At 72.3% G+C, this 14,465-nt stretch carries 15 protein-coding genes; 2 read left to right on the plus strand and 13 right to left on the minus strand.

The window, feature by feature from the left end:
- Window positions 1-3: 3 nt before the first annotated feature.
- The 7 genes from ACQP2P_RS24410 to ACQP2P_RS24440 form a co-directional block, all read right to left on the minus strand.
- Window positions 4-1,509 (minus strand): amidohydrolase, encoded by a 1,506-nt coding sequence (locus tag ACQP2P_RS24410; protein WP_433604352.1) that lies wholly within the window; start codon window positions 1,507-1,509, stop codon window positions 4-6.
- Window positions 1,506-2,516, minus strand: a complete 1,011-nt coding sequence (locus ACQP2P_RS24415; protein ID WP_433604354.1) for an L-erythro-3,5-diaminohexanoate dehydrogenase — start codon at window positions 2,514-2,516, stop codon at window positions 1,506-1,508. Before ACQP2P_RS24415 ends, ACQP2P_RS24410 begins: the two co-directional genes overlap by 4 nt.
- Window positions 2,517-2,583: 67 nt before the next feature.
- Window positions 2,584-3,147: a GTP-binding protein gene (locus ACQP2P_RS24420; RefSeq protein ID WP_433604356.1), complete on the minus strand. Its 564-nt coding sequence runs from the start codon at window positions 3,145-3,147 to the stop codon at window positions 2,584-2,586.
- The gene (locus ACQP2P_RS24425; RefSeq protein WP_433604358.1) at window positions 3,128-3,523 is read right to left on the minus strand and encodes a DUF742 domain-containing protein; all 396 of its coding nucleotides are present in this window, start codon (window positions 3,521-3,523) and stop codon (window positions 3,128-3,130) included. Before ACQP2P_RS24425 ends, ACQP2P_RS24420 begins: the two co-directional genes overlap by 20 nt.
- On the minus strand, window positions 3,516-3,923 hold the full coding sequence (locus ACQP2P_RS24430) for a roadblock/LC7 domain-containing protein (protein WP_433604360.1): 408 nt from the start codon (window positions 3,921-3,923) through the stop codon (window positions 3,516-3,518). The genes ACQP2P_RS24425 and ACQP2P_RS24430 overlap by 8 nt, the downstream gene beginning before the upstream one ends.
- The gene (locus ACQP2P_RS24435; RefSeq protein WP_433604362.1) at window positions 3,920-4,978 is read right to left on the minus strand and encodes a sensor histidine kinase; all 1,059 of its coding nucleotides are present in this window, start codon (window positions 4,976-4,978) and stop codon (window positions 3,920-3,922) included. Before ACQP2P_RS24435 ends, ACQP2P_RS24430 begins: the two co-directional genes overlap by 4 nt.
- Before the next feature lie 3 nt (window positions 4,979-4,981).
- A complete protein-coding gene (locus tag ACQP2P_RS24440; protein ID WP_433604363.1) occupies window positions 4,982-6,169 on the minus strand; it encodes a nitrate- and nitrite sensing domain-containing protein in 1,188 nt (395 codons plus the stop codon).
- A 210-nt stretch (window positions 6,170-6,379) separates the two neighbouring features.
- Here ACQP2P_RS24440 and ACQP2P_RS24445 point away from each other — a divergent pair, with 210 nt between their 5' ends.
- Window positions 6,380-7,750 (plus strand): KamA family radical SAM protein, encoded by a 1,371-nt coding sequence (locus ACQP2P_RS24445; protein ID WP_433619241.1) that lies wholly within the window; start codon window positions 6,380-6,382, stop codon window positions 7,748-7,750.
- Window positions 7,751-7,801: 51 nt separating this feature from the next.
- Window positions 7,802-8,224 (plus strand): hypothetical protein, encoded by a 423-nt coding sequence (locus tag ACQP2P_RS24450; protein WP_433604365.1) that lies wholly within the window; start codon window positions 7,802-7,804, stop codon window positions 8,222-8,224.
- A gap of 186 nt (window positions 8,225-8,410) precedes the next feature.
- On the opposite strand, the gene ACQP2P_RS24455 is transcribed toward ACQP2P_RS24450, so the two are convergent.
- Genes ACQP2P_RS24455 through ACQP2P_RS24480 form a run of 6 tightly spaced genes read right to left on the minus strand, consistent with a single transcriptional unit; the run spans window position 8,411 to window position 14,464 of the window.
- Window positions 8,411-9,346, minus strand: a complete 936-nt coding sequence (locus ACQP2P_RS24455) for a phosphotransferase (RefSeq protein WP_433604368.1) — start codon at window positions 9,344-9,346, stop codon at window positions 8,411-8,413.
- Window positions 9,347-9,404: 58 nt separating this feature from the next.
- Window positions 9,405-9,722 carry a hypothetical protein gene (locus tag ACQP2P_RS24460; RefSeq protein ID WP_433604370.1) on the minus strand — a complete coding sequence of 106 codons (318 nt, stop codon included), beginning with the start codon at window positions 9,720-9,722 and terminating at the stop codon, window positions 9,405-9,407.
- 15 nt (window positions 9,723-9,737) lie between these two features.
- A complete protein-coding gene (gene dinB / locus ACQP2P_RS24465) occupies window positions 9,738-10,928 on the minus strand; it encodes a DNA polymerase IV (protein ID WP_433604372.1) in 1,191 nt (396 codons plus the stop codon).
- 40 nt (window positions 10,929-10,968) lie between these two features.
- A complete protein-coding gene (locus ACQP2P_RS24470) occupies window positions 10,969-12,363 on the minus strand; it encodes a GH1 family beta-glucosidase (RefSeq protein WP_433604374.1) in 1,395 nt (464 codons plus the stop codon).
- 47 nt (window positions 12,364-12,410) lie between these two features.
- On the minus strand, window positions 12,411-13,424 hold the full coding sequence (locus tag ACQP2P_RS24475; RefSeq protein ID WP_433604376.1) for an ABC transporter ATP-binding protein: 1,014 nt from the start codon (window positions 13,422-13,424) through the stop codon (window positions 12,411-12,413).
- On the minus strand, window positions 13,421-14,464 hold the full coding sequence (locus ACQP2P_RS24480; protein WP_433604378.1) for an ABC transporter permease: 1,044 nt from the start codon (window positions 14,462-14,464) through the stop codon (window positions 13,421-13,423). Before ACQP2P_RS24480 ends, ACQP2P_RS24475 begins: the two co-directional genes overlap by 4 nt.
- Window position 14,465 lies beyond the last annotated feature (1 nt).

Genomic DNA, 14,465 nt, shown 5'->3' on the forward strand with positions numbered 1-14,465 from the left:
CGCTCAGGTCGTCCAGATGCCGGTGCCGGCCAGCACCGTCGTACGGGCCGCGGGCGTGTCGTCGCCGGTCAGCACCCCGGTCAGGGTCTTCGTCGTGTCCCACACCGTGAACGTCGCCGTCCCGCCCGGGTTCAGGACACCCTCGTCGTCGACGCCGACGGCCCGCCACCCGCCGCGGGTGTGCGCCGCGAACGCCGCCTTCGCCCCGATCCGCTGCACCGGGTTGTGGTGGCGCATCGCCGCCCGGCACGACCCCCACGGGTCCAGCGGCGTCACCGGGCTGTCCGACCCGAACGCCAGCAGCACCCCGACCCCGGCCATCGACCCGATCGGGTTCGCCGCCAGGGACCGCACCGCCCCGATCCGCTGCGCGTACATGCCGGTCTCGCCGCCCCACAACCGGTCGAACGCCGGCTGCACCGACGCGACGATGCCGTACTCGACGAACTTCGCGATCGCCGCCTTGTCCAGCAGCTCCGCATGCTCGATGCGGTGCCGCCCGGCCCGCAGCCGCTCGACACCCACCCGCGCCGCCGCATACCCGAACCCGGCCAGCACCGTGCCGATCGCCGCGTCGCCGATCGCGTGGAAGCCGCCCTGCACCCCGTGCACGGCACACCCGACGAGATGCTCACCGACCTGCTCGGCGCTGAGATACCCGTGCCCGCACCCGCCGGCACCGTCGTCGAGGTACGCCTCGTGCAGGTGCGCGGTGCGGGCACCGAGGGCACCGTCGGCGTACAGGTCCCCGGCGGCGCCCCGCGCCCCGAGCTCCCGCGCCTTCGCCGCCGCACCGGCCTCGCCCCACAGCCCGAACACCCGCGGGAACGCCGGGCCGTGCCCGAGCGCGGCGGTGAAGTCGGCCTCGCCGGACGTGCCCGGCCCGCCGCACTCGTGGACGGCGGCGATCCCCAGCGACGCCGCATGCCGCAGCGCCGCCTCCTGCGCGGCGTGGGTCTGCGCCGCGGTGATCGACGCGTACGCGGCCTCCCGCACGACGTGGTGGGCGTCGCGGCGCAGCCAGCCCCCGTCGTCGTACCCGGCCGCGGCCTTCGCCTCCGCGGTCAGCAGCGCGGTCGAGACGAGCGCCGCGTGCACACACGTCCGCGACAGGTACACGGCCCGCCCGTCCCCGGCCCGGTCGAGCTCACCCGCGGACGGGGTGCGCTGGTCGGCCCACCCGGACTCGTCCCACCCGTGCCCGATCACGACCGCGTCCGCGGGCAGGGTCGCGGCGTGCGCGGCGACGGCGTCGAGCACGTCACGCGCCGAACGCGCCCCGGCCAGGTCGAGGCCCTGCAGCGTGAGACCGGTCGCGGTGGTGTGCACGTGCGCGTCCACGAACGCCGGCGTCACCAGGGCCCCGGCGAGATCCACGACCCGGTCCGCGCCGGCCGGGGCGTCGGCGTCCGGGCCGAGCCAGGCGATGCGGTCACCGTCGGTGAGCAGCGCGGTCGCGGACGGATCGGCCGGGGTGTGGACGCGTCCACCGCGGTAGAGGGTTCTCATGCCGCCCAGTCTGCCAACCGCGGCGCGAGCCGCGCCTCGAAGACCGCCCGGACGCCCGGGTCGTCACGCAGCAGACCGATGGCGTACTCGGCGTGGCCGGGCACGTATCCGTTGCCGATGAGCATCGTCACATCCGCCGCGAGCCCCTCCGCGCCGAGCGCCGCCGCCGGGAACGACGTCGCCATCGAGAAGAAGATGACCGTCCCGCCGGGCTTCGTCGCCAGGACCGCGGCGTGCTCGCAGCCGGGCACGTCGACGCACACGACCGTCAGGTCCGCCTGCACGAGGCCGCTGAGCGTGACGGCGTCGCGGGCGTCGGCGACGACGACCTCCGTCGCCAGGCCCGCGCGCTGCAGCAGGGCACGTTCCCGCTCGTCGCGCACGACCCCGACGGTGTGGTGCCCGCGGGCCGCGGCCAGGGCCAGGCTGCCGGACTTCCCGGCCGCGCCGAGGACCAGCACCGTGCCGCGCAGGTGCCGTCTGACGAGGGCCGGCGCCCCGCACACGTCGAGGACCGCCAGGGCCAGCTCCGGCTCGAGGTCGCCGGGCAGGACCGCGGCGACCGACCGGGCGAACAGGATCGCGTGGCCGTCGCACGGCACCTGCTCGCTGAGCCCGTCCCAGCGGCGCAGCCCGTCGGTGACGGCGAGCGGGGTGAGGGTCAGCGAGACCAGGGTCGCGACCCGGTCGCCGACGGCCAGGCCGAGCGGCGAGCCGGGGCCGACCGCGTCGACGGTGCCGATGAGCATGCCACCGGAGCCGGTGACCGGGTTGTGCATCTTGCCCCGCGCCGCGATGATCCCCGCCACCGCGGCCCGGATCGCGTCGCCGTCACCGTCGTGGGCGTCGGCGAGCTGCCGGTAGGAGGCCGCGTCGAGGTTGAGCCGCTCGACCCGCACCCGCACCTCGTCGGCGCCGACCGCCGCCGACGCGTCGAGGCGCTCCGCCGCCTGCGGCAGCACCCCGGCCGGCGCGACCACGCGATGCAACCCGATCGGCGAACTCATTCTTCCCGCACCGCCCCACCGTCGACCGAAGATTTTCCGGCACAGTAACGCGACTACAGGATATCTTTCAAGCGCGGGTCAGTGACAGGACATGCTCCACCAACCCGATCAACACCGCCTTCGCCGACCCCCGGTCCCGCGCATCACACAACAACAACGGCACCCGCCCATCCAGATCCAACGCCTCCCGCACCTCCCCCTCCGCATACGACACCGCATCATCGAAACAGTTCACCGCCACCACGAACGGCGTCCCCCGCCGCTCGAAATAGTCGATCGACGCGAAACAGTCCGCCAGCCGCCGCGTATCCGCCAGCACCACCGCACCCACCGCCAGCTCGTCCCACAAGAACCAGAACCGATCCTGACCAGGCGTCCCGAACAGATACACCACGACCTGCGACCCGATCGTGATCCGCCCGAAATCCATCGCCACCGTCGTCGTCGACTTACCCTCCACCCCCGTCACGTCATCCGTCCCCACCCCGGCCGACGTCAGCGACTCCTCCGTCTGCAACGGCCGGATCTCACTCACCGCCCCCACCAGCGTCGTCTTCCCGGCCCCGAACCCACCCGCGACCAGAATCTTGACCGCCGTCGGCACCGCCCGCTCAGAGCGCCCGGAGTCCATGGATCACCGCCCTCAACAACCCCGCACTCGGCAACCCGCCCGCCAGCCGCGGCTCATACAACTCGATCAACCCCTGCGACAGCAGATCCCCCAGCAGCACCCGCACCACCCCGAGCGCCAGATCCAGATGCGACGCCAGCTCCGCCACCGCCACCGGCTCCCGGCACCACGCCAGAATCGCCCGATGCTCCGGCTGCAGCCCGAACCCGGCATCCCTGGCCACCGCACCGGCCGCCACCACCATGGCGACGACATCGAACCGGTCCGACGCCGGCACCACCCGCCCGCCCGTCATCGCATACGGACGCACCACCGGCCCCGCCTCACGATCCGCCCACTCATACCCCCACGCGTGCCGGCCCGGCGGCTCACCCATGCCCGCCCTCCACACCCCGCGCCGACGCCGTCAGGCTCTGCCCGACCCGCTGCACCAGCATCGCCATCTCATACGCGACCAACCCGATATCCGCATCCGCACCCGCCAGCACCGCCAGGCACGCACCACGACCCGCCGCCGTCACGAACAGAAACGCCGACTCCATCTCGATGATCGTCTGCCGCACCGCACCACCGCCGAAATGCCGCCCCGCACCCCGCGCCAGACTCTGCAACCCGGCCGCCACCGCCGACAGATGCTCCGCATCCTCCCGCGACAACCCCCTCGACGCCCCGATCATCAGCCCGTCCACCGACAGCACCACCGACCGCTGCACCGACGGCACCCGATCCACCAGGTCATCCAGCAACCAGTGCAGGCTCGCCCCGGCCCCGCTCACGACCGCTCCCCCGCACCACGGGCCTCGTGCCGCCCCCGGGCCGTACCCGCCTGCAACGACGACATCATCCGCCGCAACTGCTCCGGCGTCCGCCCCAGCACCGCCCCGACCTGCCCCGCCGGCATGACCACCGTCTCCTCCGACTGCAACTGCGGCGCCAGCGACCGCTGCCGGACCCGCTTCGGCAACCCACCCGCCGTCCTCGCCGCCGCACCGTCCGCCGGCGCCACCGCCTCCGGCACCGGTACCGCCTGACGCCCCGCCGGCCGCAACGGCGGCACCGGCTCGACCACCGAACCAGCCACCGGCTCGAACACCGGCTCGGCCGCCGCGACCACCGACAACGCCGGCCGCGGCGGCCCCGGCACGAACGGCTCCGCCGCCAACGCCTCCACCGGCTCCGCCGCCACCACCAGATCCGCCGGCACCAACACCACCGCCGTCACCCCGCCATACGGCGACGACCGCAGCACCACCCGCACCCCATGCCGCGCCGCCAGCTGCGCCACCACGAACAACCCCAGCCGCGCACTGTTACCCGGATCGAACTGCGGCGGCTGCGCCAGCCGCCGATTCGCCTCCTCCAACGCCTCCACACCCATCCCGAGCCCCCGGTCCTCGATCTCCACCACGAACCCGTTCGGCACCAGCTGCCCCGCCACCTGCACCCGCGTATGCGGCGGCGAATACGACGTCGCGTTCTCCAGCAGCTCCGCCAGCAGATGCATCACGTCACCGACCGCCCGGCCCGCCACCGCCCCCGCACCGACCGACACCGCCTGCACCCGCGCGTAGTCCTCCACCTCCGACACCGCACCCCGCACCACATCGATCACCGGCACCGGATGACGCCACCCCCGCCCCGGCGTCGACCCCGCCAGAATCACCAGATCCTCCGCATGCCGCCGCATCCGCGGCGCCAGATGGTCGACCCGGAACAGATCCGCCAGGTCATCCGGCTCATGCGTACGCCGCTCCATCCCGTCCAGCAGCGCCAACTGCCGGTGCAGCAGCGTCTGCGACCGCCGCGCGATGTTCAGGAACACCTCGTTCATGCCCTACCGCACCGACGCCTTCTCGACCGCCGACGCCACCGCCGTGCGCTGCACCGAGTTGAACGCCTCCGCCACCTGCCCGATCTCGTCCACACCGAGCCGCAACGGCGGCGCCTCCACCGCCGCATCCACCGCGTCACCCCGCCGCAGCCGCGACACCACCGCCGGCAGCCGCGTCTCCGCCAGCTCCCGCGCCGCCACCGCCAGCCCATCCAGCCGCCGCGCGACCGACCGGCCGATCCGCACCGACAGCACCACCGACGCCGCCACCGCCAGCAGACCCACCACACCCGCACCGACCAGCTGCAACACGATCCGGTCCGACGCGTCCGACGCATGCCGCACGTTGACCCGCTGCACCTGCGACCGGAACGCCGCCAGCGCCGAGTTCACCGGATCGAACGCCGCCCGCCACTGCCCCAGATCAATCCCCGGCGCCGCGCCCGGCACCGTACCCAGCAGCTGGTTCTTCAGGTTCTGCAGAGTCCGCAACGCCGCGCTACCGCCCAGCACCTGCTGGTACCGCACCTGCTCCGGCGCCCGCAACTGCGACGCCGCATACGGCAGCAACAGCCGCGACTGCCCCACCAGACTCGCGACCCGCGCATGGTCCGCCACCGTGAAATCACCCTCCGTCGTGAAGTCACCGACCAGCGCGTCCTCCTCCGACAGCAACTCCCGCACCATCGACAACACGAACACCCCGCGCGCCTCGGCCGCCACCCCCGCGTCCTGATGGTTCGACGCCGCCTGGAACACCCCGTACGTCGTGTTCACGATCAGCGAGAACCCGTTGCGCGCGGCGTCGGGCTCACCACCGCCGTCCACCCCCGCCCGGATCCCCGCCAGCGACCCCAGCACCTGGTGCACCGCCCCCAGCGCCGCCCGCAGCTCCGCCGACGCCGCGTCCTGCGCCGCCTTCGACGACGACAGCCGCCGCAACGCCGCCACCGCCTCGTCGGTCCGCTGCCGCGCCTGCACCATCACCGCCTGCCCCGACCGGCGCCCCGACGCCAGAAACGCCCCGGTCAGCTGCCGCTCCGACTGCAACGCCGCCACCATCGCCTCGGCCGGCTCACCGACCCGGTCGGCGATCGTCGACGCACCGCGCAGATCCAGCGCCGACGGCAGCGTGATACTCACCGCGAACAGCCACAACCCCGCCAGCATGACCAGCGGCACGGTCATCATCGCGGTGATCTTGGCTCGGACGGACCAGCGACTGTTCATCGGACCTCGGGTGCGCAACAGGTGCGGGCAGGGTGCCACGCCTCGAGTCGCCAACCGATGCACCGCGGCCCGCGCCGACGTCGGGCCACGGGACCGCAATCTCGCCCAACCAGCGGACAGACAAGAAACCTTCCACCCAGGGGATCGCTTGCCGAAGAATTTCCCGCTAATCTGCCCTCAAGACACAAAACCTTGAGGAGTCGGACCGTGCAGCCATACGCCTACCAGCGCCACGCACTCACCGAACCCGACTGGCGCCGCTACCCCGGCTGGCACGACGTCACCCGCGACCAATGGGAAAACGCCCAATGGCAACGCGCCCACTGCGTCAAAACCATCCCCCAGCTCAAGGCCGTCCTCGGCGACACCGTCACCGACACCTTCTACGACGACCTCGCCACCGACCAGACCAACCACGCCACCATGTCCATGCTCATCCCACCCCAAATGATCAACACGATGAGCCCCGGCACACCCCCCACCGACGACACCCTCCGCAACGACCCCATCCGCCGCTACATGCTCCCCATCGCCACCGACCGCCACCCCGACTTCCCCTCACACCCCTACGCCACCCGCGACTCCCTCCACGAACACGACATGTGGGTCGCCGAAGGCCTCACCCACCGCTACCCCACCAAAGTCCTCGCCGAGCTCCTCCCCACCTGCCCCCAATACTGCGGCCACTGCACCCGCATGGACCTCGTCGGCAACAACACCCCCACCGTCACCAAACTCAAACTCGCCAGCAAACCCGCCGACCGCCACACCGCCATCCTCGACTACCTGCGCACCCACCCCGGCGTCCGCGACGTCGTCGTCTCCGGCGGAGACGTCGCCAACCTCCCCTGGCACCAACTCGAAACGTTCCTCATGCACCTGCTCGCCATCGACACCATCCGCGACATCCGCCTCGCCACCAAAGCCCTCGCCGGCCTCCCCCAGCACTGGCTGCAACCCACCGTCGTCGAAGGCCTCGAACGCGTCGCCCGCACCGCCGCCCGCCGCGGCGTCAACCTCGCCATCCACACCCACGTCAACCACGCCCAATCCCTCACCCCCCTCGTCGCCCGCGCCGCCCACACCGCCCTCGAGGTCGGCGTACGCGACGTGCGCAACCAGGGCGTCCTGCTCCGCGGCGTCAACGCCACCGCCGAAGACCTCCTCGACCTCTGCTTCGCCCTGCAAGGCGAGGCCGGCATCCTGCCCTACTACTTCTACATGTGCGACATGATCCCCAACGCCGAACACTGGCGCGTCGCCGTCTGGCAGGCCCAGCAACTCCAGCACGACATCATGGGCTACCTGCCCGGATACGCCACCCCCCGCATCGTCTGCGACGTCCCCTACGTCGGCAAACGCTGGGTCCACATGGTCACCGAATACGACCGCGAACGCGGCATCAGCTACTGGACCAAGAACTACCGCACCAGCATCGAGGACGACGCCACCCAGCTCGACCGCACCTACCCGTACTACGACCCCATCGACACCCTCCCCGCCACCGGCGCCGACTGGTGGCGCAAGGAACACACCACCTGACCTTCCCCGAAACCCGCACCGAAGACACGCCCCGCGGCGCACGCTGGAACCGTGCGCCGCACCATCCTGCGCCTGCTCGGCATCGCCCTCGCCGCCGCGGCGCTCGTCACCTACGTCAACTGGGCCGGCAACCGCGACGCCGCCCGCTTCGACCCCGCCGCCCAGCTGCACTGCGCCCGCGGCACCCAGATCGCCGGCGCCCAGGCCACCGCCGCGCCCACCGCCCGCGAGACCCGCACCCCCGACCAGCTCGCCGAGGCCTGGGCCAACGCGCGCAACCCCGGCCTCGTCGCCGGCAAACGCCGCCTCTTCGACAGCGACGACCGCGTCGACATCGGCTTCGACGCCAAGGCCCAGACCGTCGCCGTGCTCACCTTCCGCGCCGACAAGACCCTCGGCTGGCACCTCGACGCCGTCGTCGCCTGCCAGGGCCAGGTCAAGCGATCGGCCGGCCCCGAGCCCGCCACCAGCTGAGGCAGCCGGCGGCGCGAAACGCAAAAACCTAAGTCAGCCGCGTAGCGGCTAGGTATTGCTTTTCGGACGTGGCGTAGCCACGTCGTGTAAGCCGTCCTAGGATGCTAGGAATAGCGTATCTTCGCAGGCCACGACGGCCGGACCACCGCTGCCGCCACGCGCGTAGCGCGTCCTAGGACACTAGGATCAGTGCTGCGGAGGGCCGAGCAGCTGCTGCAGCTGCGGCAGCCGACCGAAGAGGACGGGCAGTCCGCGCACGCCGCCGCGCACGGCCTCATGCGACAGCGCGAGGTCGGGGCCGGTGCCGGCCTCGACACCGGCGAGGCAGCGCAGGATGTTCCACCTCGTGTGCCCCAGCCAGCCGCCGACCAGATACACGAACCAGCTCGGCCCCCACGGCGGCAGCGCTGCGCCCCCGGCGACGTAGCCGTCGAGGACCGAGCGGAAGACGGCGGGCCGCACGTCGTCGAAGCCGGGCCCCTTCGCGAGACTCAGCGCCGTCGAGCCGAGCTCGCCGGAGAGGTCGAGCACCCCCGAGAGCTCCCAGTCGAGCACCACCGGCCGGCCCGCACGGGAGAGCAGGTTCCACGGCTGGATGTCCCGGTGCGTCACCACGGCGGGACCCGGGCGCTCGCACGCCTCGACGAAGCGGGCGATCGCGAGGAACGTCCCGACCCGGGAGGCGAGCTCGCCGGCCCAGGGCTGACCGGTCGCCGTCGCCCGCTCGGCGAGCTCGGGCCAGTCCCATGACGGCGGTTCCTCGGCCGGGACGTCGGTCCACGCGACGTCGAGCGCGTGGATGCGCGCGAGGATCTCGCCGACCTCGAACGCGTACGCCTCCGGCACCGGCGCCTCGGGCACCCGCTCGCCCTCGACCCACCGGTGCACGAGCGTCCGGCCGTCGGCCGCGATCGGCTCCGGCATCGGGATGCCGGCGGCGAAGGCGGCCCGCTCGAACCCGAACACGTCCGCGGCGCGGTAGGGCCGGCGGCGATCCAGGAGGTTCAGCTCCTTCACCGCGAACGACCCCTGGTCGGTGTCGAGCCGGTACATCCGGTTGGCGTAGCCGCCGTGGACCCGGACCATCGGACCGATCGGCGTGCCGAGACGTGCGAGATCCATCCCACGCAACCTAGAGCCGGCAGATCGCCGACGCACCCGCTTTGCCCCGCAGGTGTGCTCAGCCGGACCGCGGCAGGGAAGGGCCGAGTGGCAGCTCCAGTTCCCGCACGCGCCGCCCGTCCTCGTCGCGGCGGTAGACGGTCAGCGCCTGAGCCCGGCCGGCGAGCGGCAATGCCAGCTCGGCCGCCTTCCCGAAACCGGCGCTGCGGCCGATGGTCATGTGCGGCACGAACGACGACGGCCGCGCCACGCCGGCCAGAGCCCGCTCGTAGACGGACTCGTGGAGCCGGCGCACCTGCTCGCGCCCGCTCGACCAGCAGGGCCGCCGCGCCGTGGTGTCCATCTCGGGGAAGATCGCGAGGACGCGCGTGGCCATGCGCACGATCCTCGCTCAGTCCGGCAGCAGCGGCACCGTGGGGCCCTGGCGGCGGCCGAGCAGCGACGCGCGGGTCACCGAGGCCGAGCCGAAGCGGTCGCGGACCTGGTCCAGCGCGGAATCCAGGGAGTCGCCCGAGGACACGTCGAAGGGCAGCTCGAGCTGCGACGCGCCGTCGCCGTCCAGGTTCGACACGGCGATGCCGACCAGCGTCAGGCCCCGGTTGGCGATGTCGGAGACCGCCGCGGCGTGCAGGCGCAGGACCGCGTCCAGGATCGTCTGCGTGTGCGACGTCGGGCGCGGCAGGGTGCGCGAGCGCGTCACCCGCGTGAAGTCGGCGAAGCGCAGGCGCAGCACCACGGTGCGGCCCGACCGGCCGGCCGCGCGCATCCGCCGCGTCACCCGGTCCGTGAGCTCGGCCAGGACCGCCTGCTGGAACGCGTGCGGGTGGGGGCCGCGGCCCAGGGCCCGCTGCGCGCCGATCGAGCGCCGCCGGCGGCCCGTCACGACCGGGCGCGGGTCCCGGTTGTGCGCCAGGGCGTGCAGGTGCCGGCCCTGGCCCTCGCCGAGCATCGACACGAGGGTGGCCTCGCCGAGGCGGGCGACCTGCCCGACGGTCGTCACGCGGTGGGCGTGCAGCTTGGCCGCGGTGACCGTGCCGACGCCCCACAGCCGCTGCACGGGCAGCCGGTGCAGGAAGGTGAGCTCGTCCGCGGGCGGCACCAGCAGCAGCCCGTCGGGCTTGGCGACGCCGCTGGCCACCTTGGCCAGGAACTTCGTGCGGGCGACGCCGACGGTGATGGCGAGCCCGACCTCGGCGCGCACCCGTTGCCGCAGCCGCGCGGCGATCCCGAGCGGGGCGCCGGCGATGCGGAACAGGCCCGAGACGTCCAGGAAGGCCTCGTCGATCGACAGGCCCTCGACGACCGGGGTGGTGTCGCGGAAGATCGCGAAGACGTCCTTGGACGCGGCCGAGTACGCGTGCATCCGCGGCGGCACCACGATCGCCTCGGGGCACAGGGCGCGGGCCTGCCGGCCGCCCATCGCGGTGCGCACGCCGCGGCGCTTCGCCTCGTAGCTGCACGCGAGGACGACCCCGCCGCCGACGATCACCGGGCGGCCGCGCAGGCGGGGGTCGTCACGCTGCTCGACGGACGCGTAGAAGGCGTCGAGATCGGCGTGCAGGATCGTAGCCCCGTCCGACACGAACACATGTTCGCACAGGACGGGGCTACCAGGGAATACGTCAGGCGCGCAGGGCCTTGATCATGTCGCGGTACCAGTGCGCCGACCGCTTCGGCGTGCGCTGCTGGGTGTCGTAGTCGACGCGGACGATCCCGAACCGCTTGTCGTAGCCGTACGCCCACTCGAAGTTGTCCATGAGCGACCACGCGAAGTACCCGCGGATGTCGGCCCCCTGCTGCCGCGCGAGCGCGACGGCGCCGATGTGCGAGTCGAAGTAGGCGACACGGTCGGCGTCGTCGACGAACCCGGTCTCGTCCGGCTCGTCGTCGAACGCGGAGCCGTTCTCGGTCACGTAGATCGGCAGCCGGTAGTCGGTGTAGAGCCGCACGAGCAGCTGGGTGAAGCCCTCGGGGACGATCTCCCAGCCCATCGCGGTGATCGGCCGGCCGGTCGGGATGACCCGCCGCACCGGCAGCCCGTCGACGTCGGTGGCGTTGCCGTCCTCGTCGACGCCGGAGAGGGTCTCGGAGAAGTAGTAGTTCACGCCGAGCACGTCCAGCGGGGCCTTGATGGCCTCGAGGTCGCCGTCCTGGACCGGCAGGGTGATCCCGCGCTGGGCCAGGTCCTCGACGAGGTCGGCCGGGTAGCGGCCGTGCACGAGCGGGTCGAGGTAGATGCGGGTGCCGAGGGCGTCGGCGCGGCGGGCCGCGTCCCGGTCGGCCTCGGAGTCCGTCTGCGGCGTCGAGACGCCCATGTTCAGGGTGATCCCGAACTGGTGGCGGCCGTCGGAGGCCTCCCGCATGCGCTGGGTCGCGAGGCCGTGGCCGAGCAGCAGGTGGTGGACCGCCGACATGGCCGCCGCGAAGTCCCGCCGGCCCGGGGCGTGGTCGCCGTAGGCGTAGCCGAGCATCGCCGAGCACCACGGCTCGTTGAGCGTCGTCCAGGTGGTGATCCGGTCCTGCAGCGCGTCGAAGACCATCATGCTGTAGTCGGCGAAGCGGTACGCGGTGTCGCGGTTGGGCCAGCCGCCCGCGTCCTCGAGCTCCTGGGGCAGGTCCCAGTGGTACAGGGTGATCCACGGCTCGACGCCGTTGGCCAGCAGCTCGTCGGTGAGCCGGTCGTAGAAGCCGATGCCCTCGGGGTTCACCGGGCCCCGGCCGCGCGGCTGCACGCGCGGCCAGGCCACGGAGAAGCGGTACAGGTCGACGCCCAGGTCGCGGATGAGCGCCACGTCCTGCGGCATCCGGTGGTAGTGGTCGCAGGCGACCTCGCCGGTGTCGCCCTTGGCGACCGCGTCGGGCACCTCGCAGAACGTGTCCCAGATGGACCGGGTGCGCCCGCCCTCGTCGACCGCGCCCTCGATCTGGTAGGCCGAGGTCGCCACGCCCCAGCGGAACGAGGGCGGAAGCGTGGCGATCGGGTTGGCTCGATCGAGGGGCGCTGCGGTCGTGTCCATGGTTCTCCTGGGGTTGTTCAGCTTGGTTGGTGTCGGTCGGCCTGCTGCTACCCGGCGGTGACCGGGTGCAGGTGGCAGGCCACCGTGCGGGCCGGTCCGACGTGGTCGTCGGGCTTGCCCAGGACGGGAATCACCGTGTCGCACGGCTCGAAGCGCTTCGGGCAGCGCGGGTGGAACGCGCAGCCGCTGGGCATACCGCGCAGGTCGGGCGGGGAGCCGGGAATCCCGGCCAGCTCGCGCCGCTCGCCGCGCAGGGCGGGGAACGAGCGCAGCAGGCCGCCGCTGTACGGGTGCAGCGGCTCCCGGTAGATGTCCGCGGACGGCGCCTCCTCGACGATCCGCCCGCCGTACATGATGGCGATCCGGTCGCTGAACTCGACCAGCAGCGACAGGTCGTGGGTGATGAACAGCACCGAGAAGCCCAGCCGCTCGCGCAGCTCGACGAGCTGGCCGAGGATCTGCCGCTGCATGACCACGTCGAGGGCGGTCGTCGGCTCGTCCATGATGACCAGCTGCGGCTGCAGCGCGAGCGCCATGCCGATCATGACGCGCTGGCGCATGCCGCCGGAGAGCTGGTGCGGGTAGGCGTCGAGGCGGTCCTCGGCGATGCCGACGAGCCGCAGCATCTCCTTGGCCCGCTCCAGCCGCGCGGCCTTGGACAGCCCCGGCTCGTGGGCCTTGATCGCGTCCATCATCTGCACGTCGATCTTGTGCACCGGGTTGAGCGAGTTCATCGCGCCCTGGAACACGATCGACGTCTCGGCCCAGCGGTACTTGCGCAGCTCCTTGTGGCTGAGGCTGAGCACGTCGTACGGCTCGCCCCGCTCCGGGTGGTAGATCACGGTGCCGCCGGAGACCACGCCGGGCGGGGGCAGCAGCCGGGTCACGCCGTAGGCCAGGGTCGACTTGCCGCTGCCACTCTCCCCGGCGAGGCCGACGACCTCGCCGCGGTGGATGGTGAGGTCGACGTCGCGGACCGCGCGGACCGCGTCGGTGCCGAGGCCGTAGTCGACGTTGAGGTTCTTGATCTCCAGCAGCGGCCGGGTGAGGACCTGGGTCATCGCTTGGCACCGTCCATCTCGATCTTCGCCGGCGGCTCGACCGGGCGCAGCACGGGCGTGAAGCCGACCTGCATCCGGACCTTCTCGCCGTTCGGGCCCTTGTTGTTGCCCGCGCCCGAGGTGCGCAGCCGCGGGCTGACGAACTCGTCGATGCCGAAGTTCACCAGGCTCAGCGCGGTGCCCAGGATGGCGATGGCGAGGCCCGCGGGGACGAACCACCACCAGGCGCCCTGGGCGAGGGCCTGCTGGCCCTGGGCCCAGAACAGGATGGTGCCCCAGTTCCACGACGACACCGAGGAGATGCCGATGAATGCGAGCGTGATCTCCGAGAGCACCGCGAAGATGACGGTGCCGACGAAGCCGGAGGCGATGATCGCGGTCAGGTTGGGCAGGATCTCGAAGAAGATGATCCGCCAGGTCTTCTCGCCGGTGGCCCGGGCGGCGTCGACGTAGTCGCGCCGGCGCAGCGACAGCGTCTGGGCCCGTAGGACGCGGGAACCCCACGACCAGCTGGTCAGGCCGATCACGAGCGCGACGGTCAGGTCGTTCACCTTCGGCAGCGAGGTGCAGATGATGATGACCAGCAGCAGGCCGGGGATGACCAGGAAGACGTTGGACAGGACCGAGAGGATCTCGTCGGCGAGGCCGCCGAGGTAGCCGGCGGTGACGCCGACGAGGATCGACAGGATCGTGGCGACGATCCCGGCGACCGCGCCGACGAACACGACGCTGCGGGTGCCGGCCAGGATCTGGCTGAAGATGTCCTGGCCGAGGTGCGTGGTGCCGAACCAGTGCGCGGCCGACGGCGCCTGGATCGCGTCCGAGGTGATCTTGTCCGGGTCGTACGGGGCGACCCACGGGCCGATGATCGCGAACAGCACGTAGATGGCGAGGATCACCAGGCCGGTCGCGGCCTTGCCGTTGGCGATGAACCGGAACCGCTTGCGCTTGGCCTTCTTGCCGCTCGGCGCGGCGTCGGGCTGGGCCATGGCGCCCTGCACGGGGATGACCTGCTCGATGCTCGAGGGGGTGACGGTCATC

It is taken from the genome of Dactylosporangium sp. CA-139114, from assembly GCF_050955725.1.
Taxonomy (GTDB): domain Bacteria; phylum Actinomycetota; class Actinomycetes; order Mycobacteriales; family Micromonosporaceae; genus Dactylosporangium.

Bases quoted from the DNA above. Each gene is read 5' to 3' on its own strand.
- ACQP2P_RS24480 (WP_433604378.1), bottom strand. From the start codon at position 14,464: ATGACCGTCACCCCCTCGAGCATCGAGCAGGTCATCCCCGTGCAGGGC.
- ACQP2P_RS24415 (WP_433604354.1), bottom strand. From the start codon at position 2,516: ATGAGTTCGCCGATCGGGTTGCATCGCGTGGTCGCGCCGGCCGGGGTG.
- ACQP2P_RS24455 (WP_433604368.1), bottom strand. From the start codon at position 9,346: ATGGATCTCGCACGTCTCGGCACGCCGATCGGTCCGATGGTCCGGGTC.
- ACQP2P_RS24440 (WP_433604363.1), bottom strand. From the start codon at position 6,169: ATGATGACCGTGCCGCTGGTCATGCTGGCGGGGTTGTGGCTGTTCGCG.
- ACQP2P_RS24420 (WP_433604356.1), bottom strand. From the start codon at position 3,147: ATGGACTCCGGGCGCTCTGAGCGGGCGGTGCCGACGGCGGTCAAGATT.
- ACQP2P_RS24460 (WP_433604370.1), bottom strand. From the start codon at position 9,722: ATGGCCACGCGCGTCCTCGCGATCTTCCCCGAGATGGACACCACGGCG.
- ACQP2P_RS24475 (WP_433604376.1), bottom strand. From the start codon at position 13,424: ATGACCCAGGTCCTCACCCGGCCGCTGCTGGAGATCAAGAACCTCAAC.
- ACQP2P_RS24470 (WP_433604374.1), bottom strand. From the start codon at position 12,363: ATGGACACGACCGCAGCGCCCCTCGATCGAGCCAACCCGATCGCCACG.
- ACQP2P_RS24410 (WP_433604352.1), bottom strand. From the start codon at position 1,509: ATGAGAACCCTCTACCGCGGTGGACGCGTCCACACCCCGGCCGATCCG.
- ACQP2P_RS24435 (WP_433604362.1), bottom strand. From the start codon at position 4,978: ATGAACGAGGTGTTCCTGAACATCGCGCGGCGGTCGCAGACGCTGCTG.
- ACQP2P_RS24425 (WP_433604358.1), bottom strand. From the start codon at position 3,523: ATGGGTGAGCCGCCGGGCCGGCACGCGTGGGGGTATGAGTGGGCGGAT.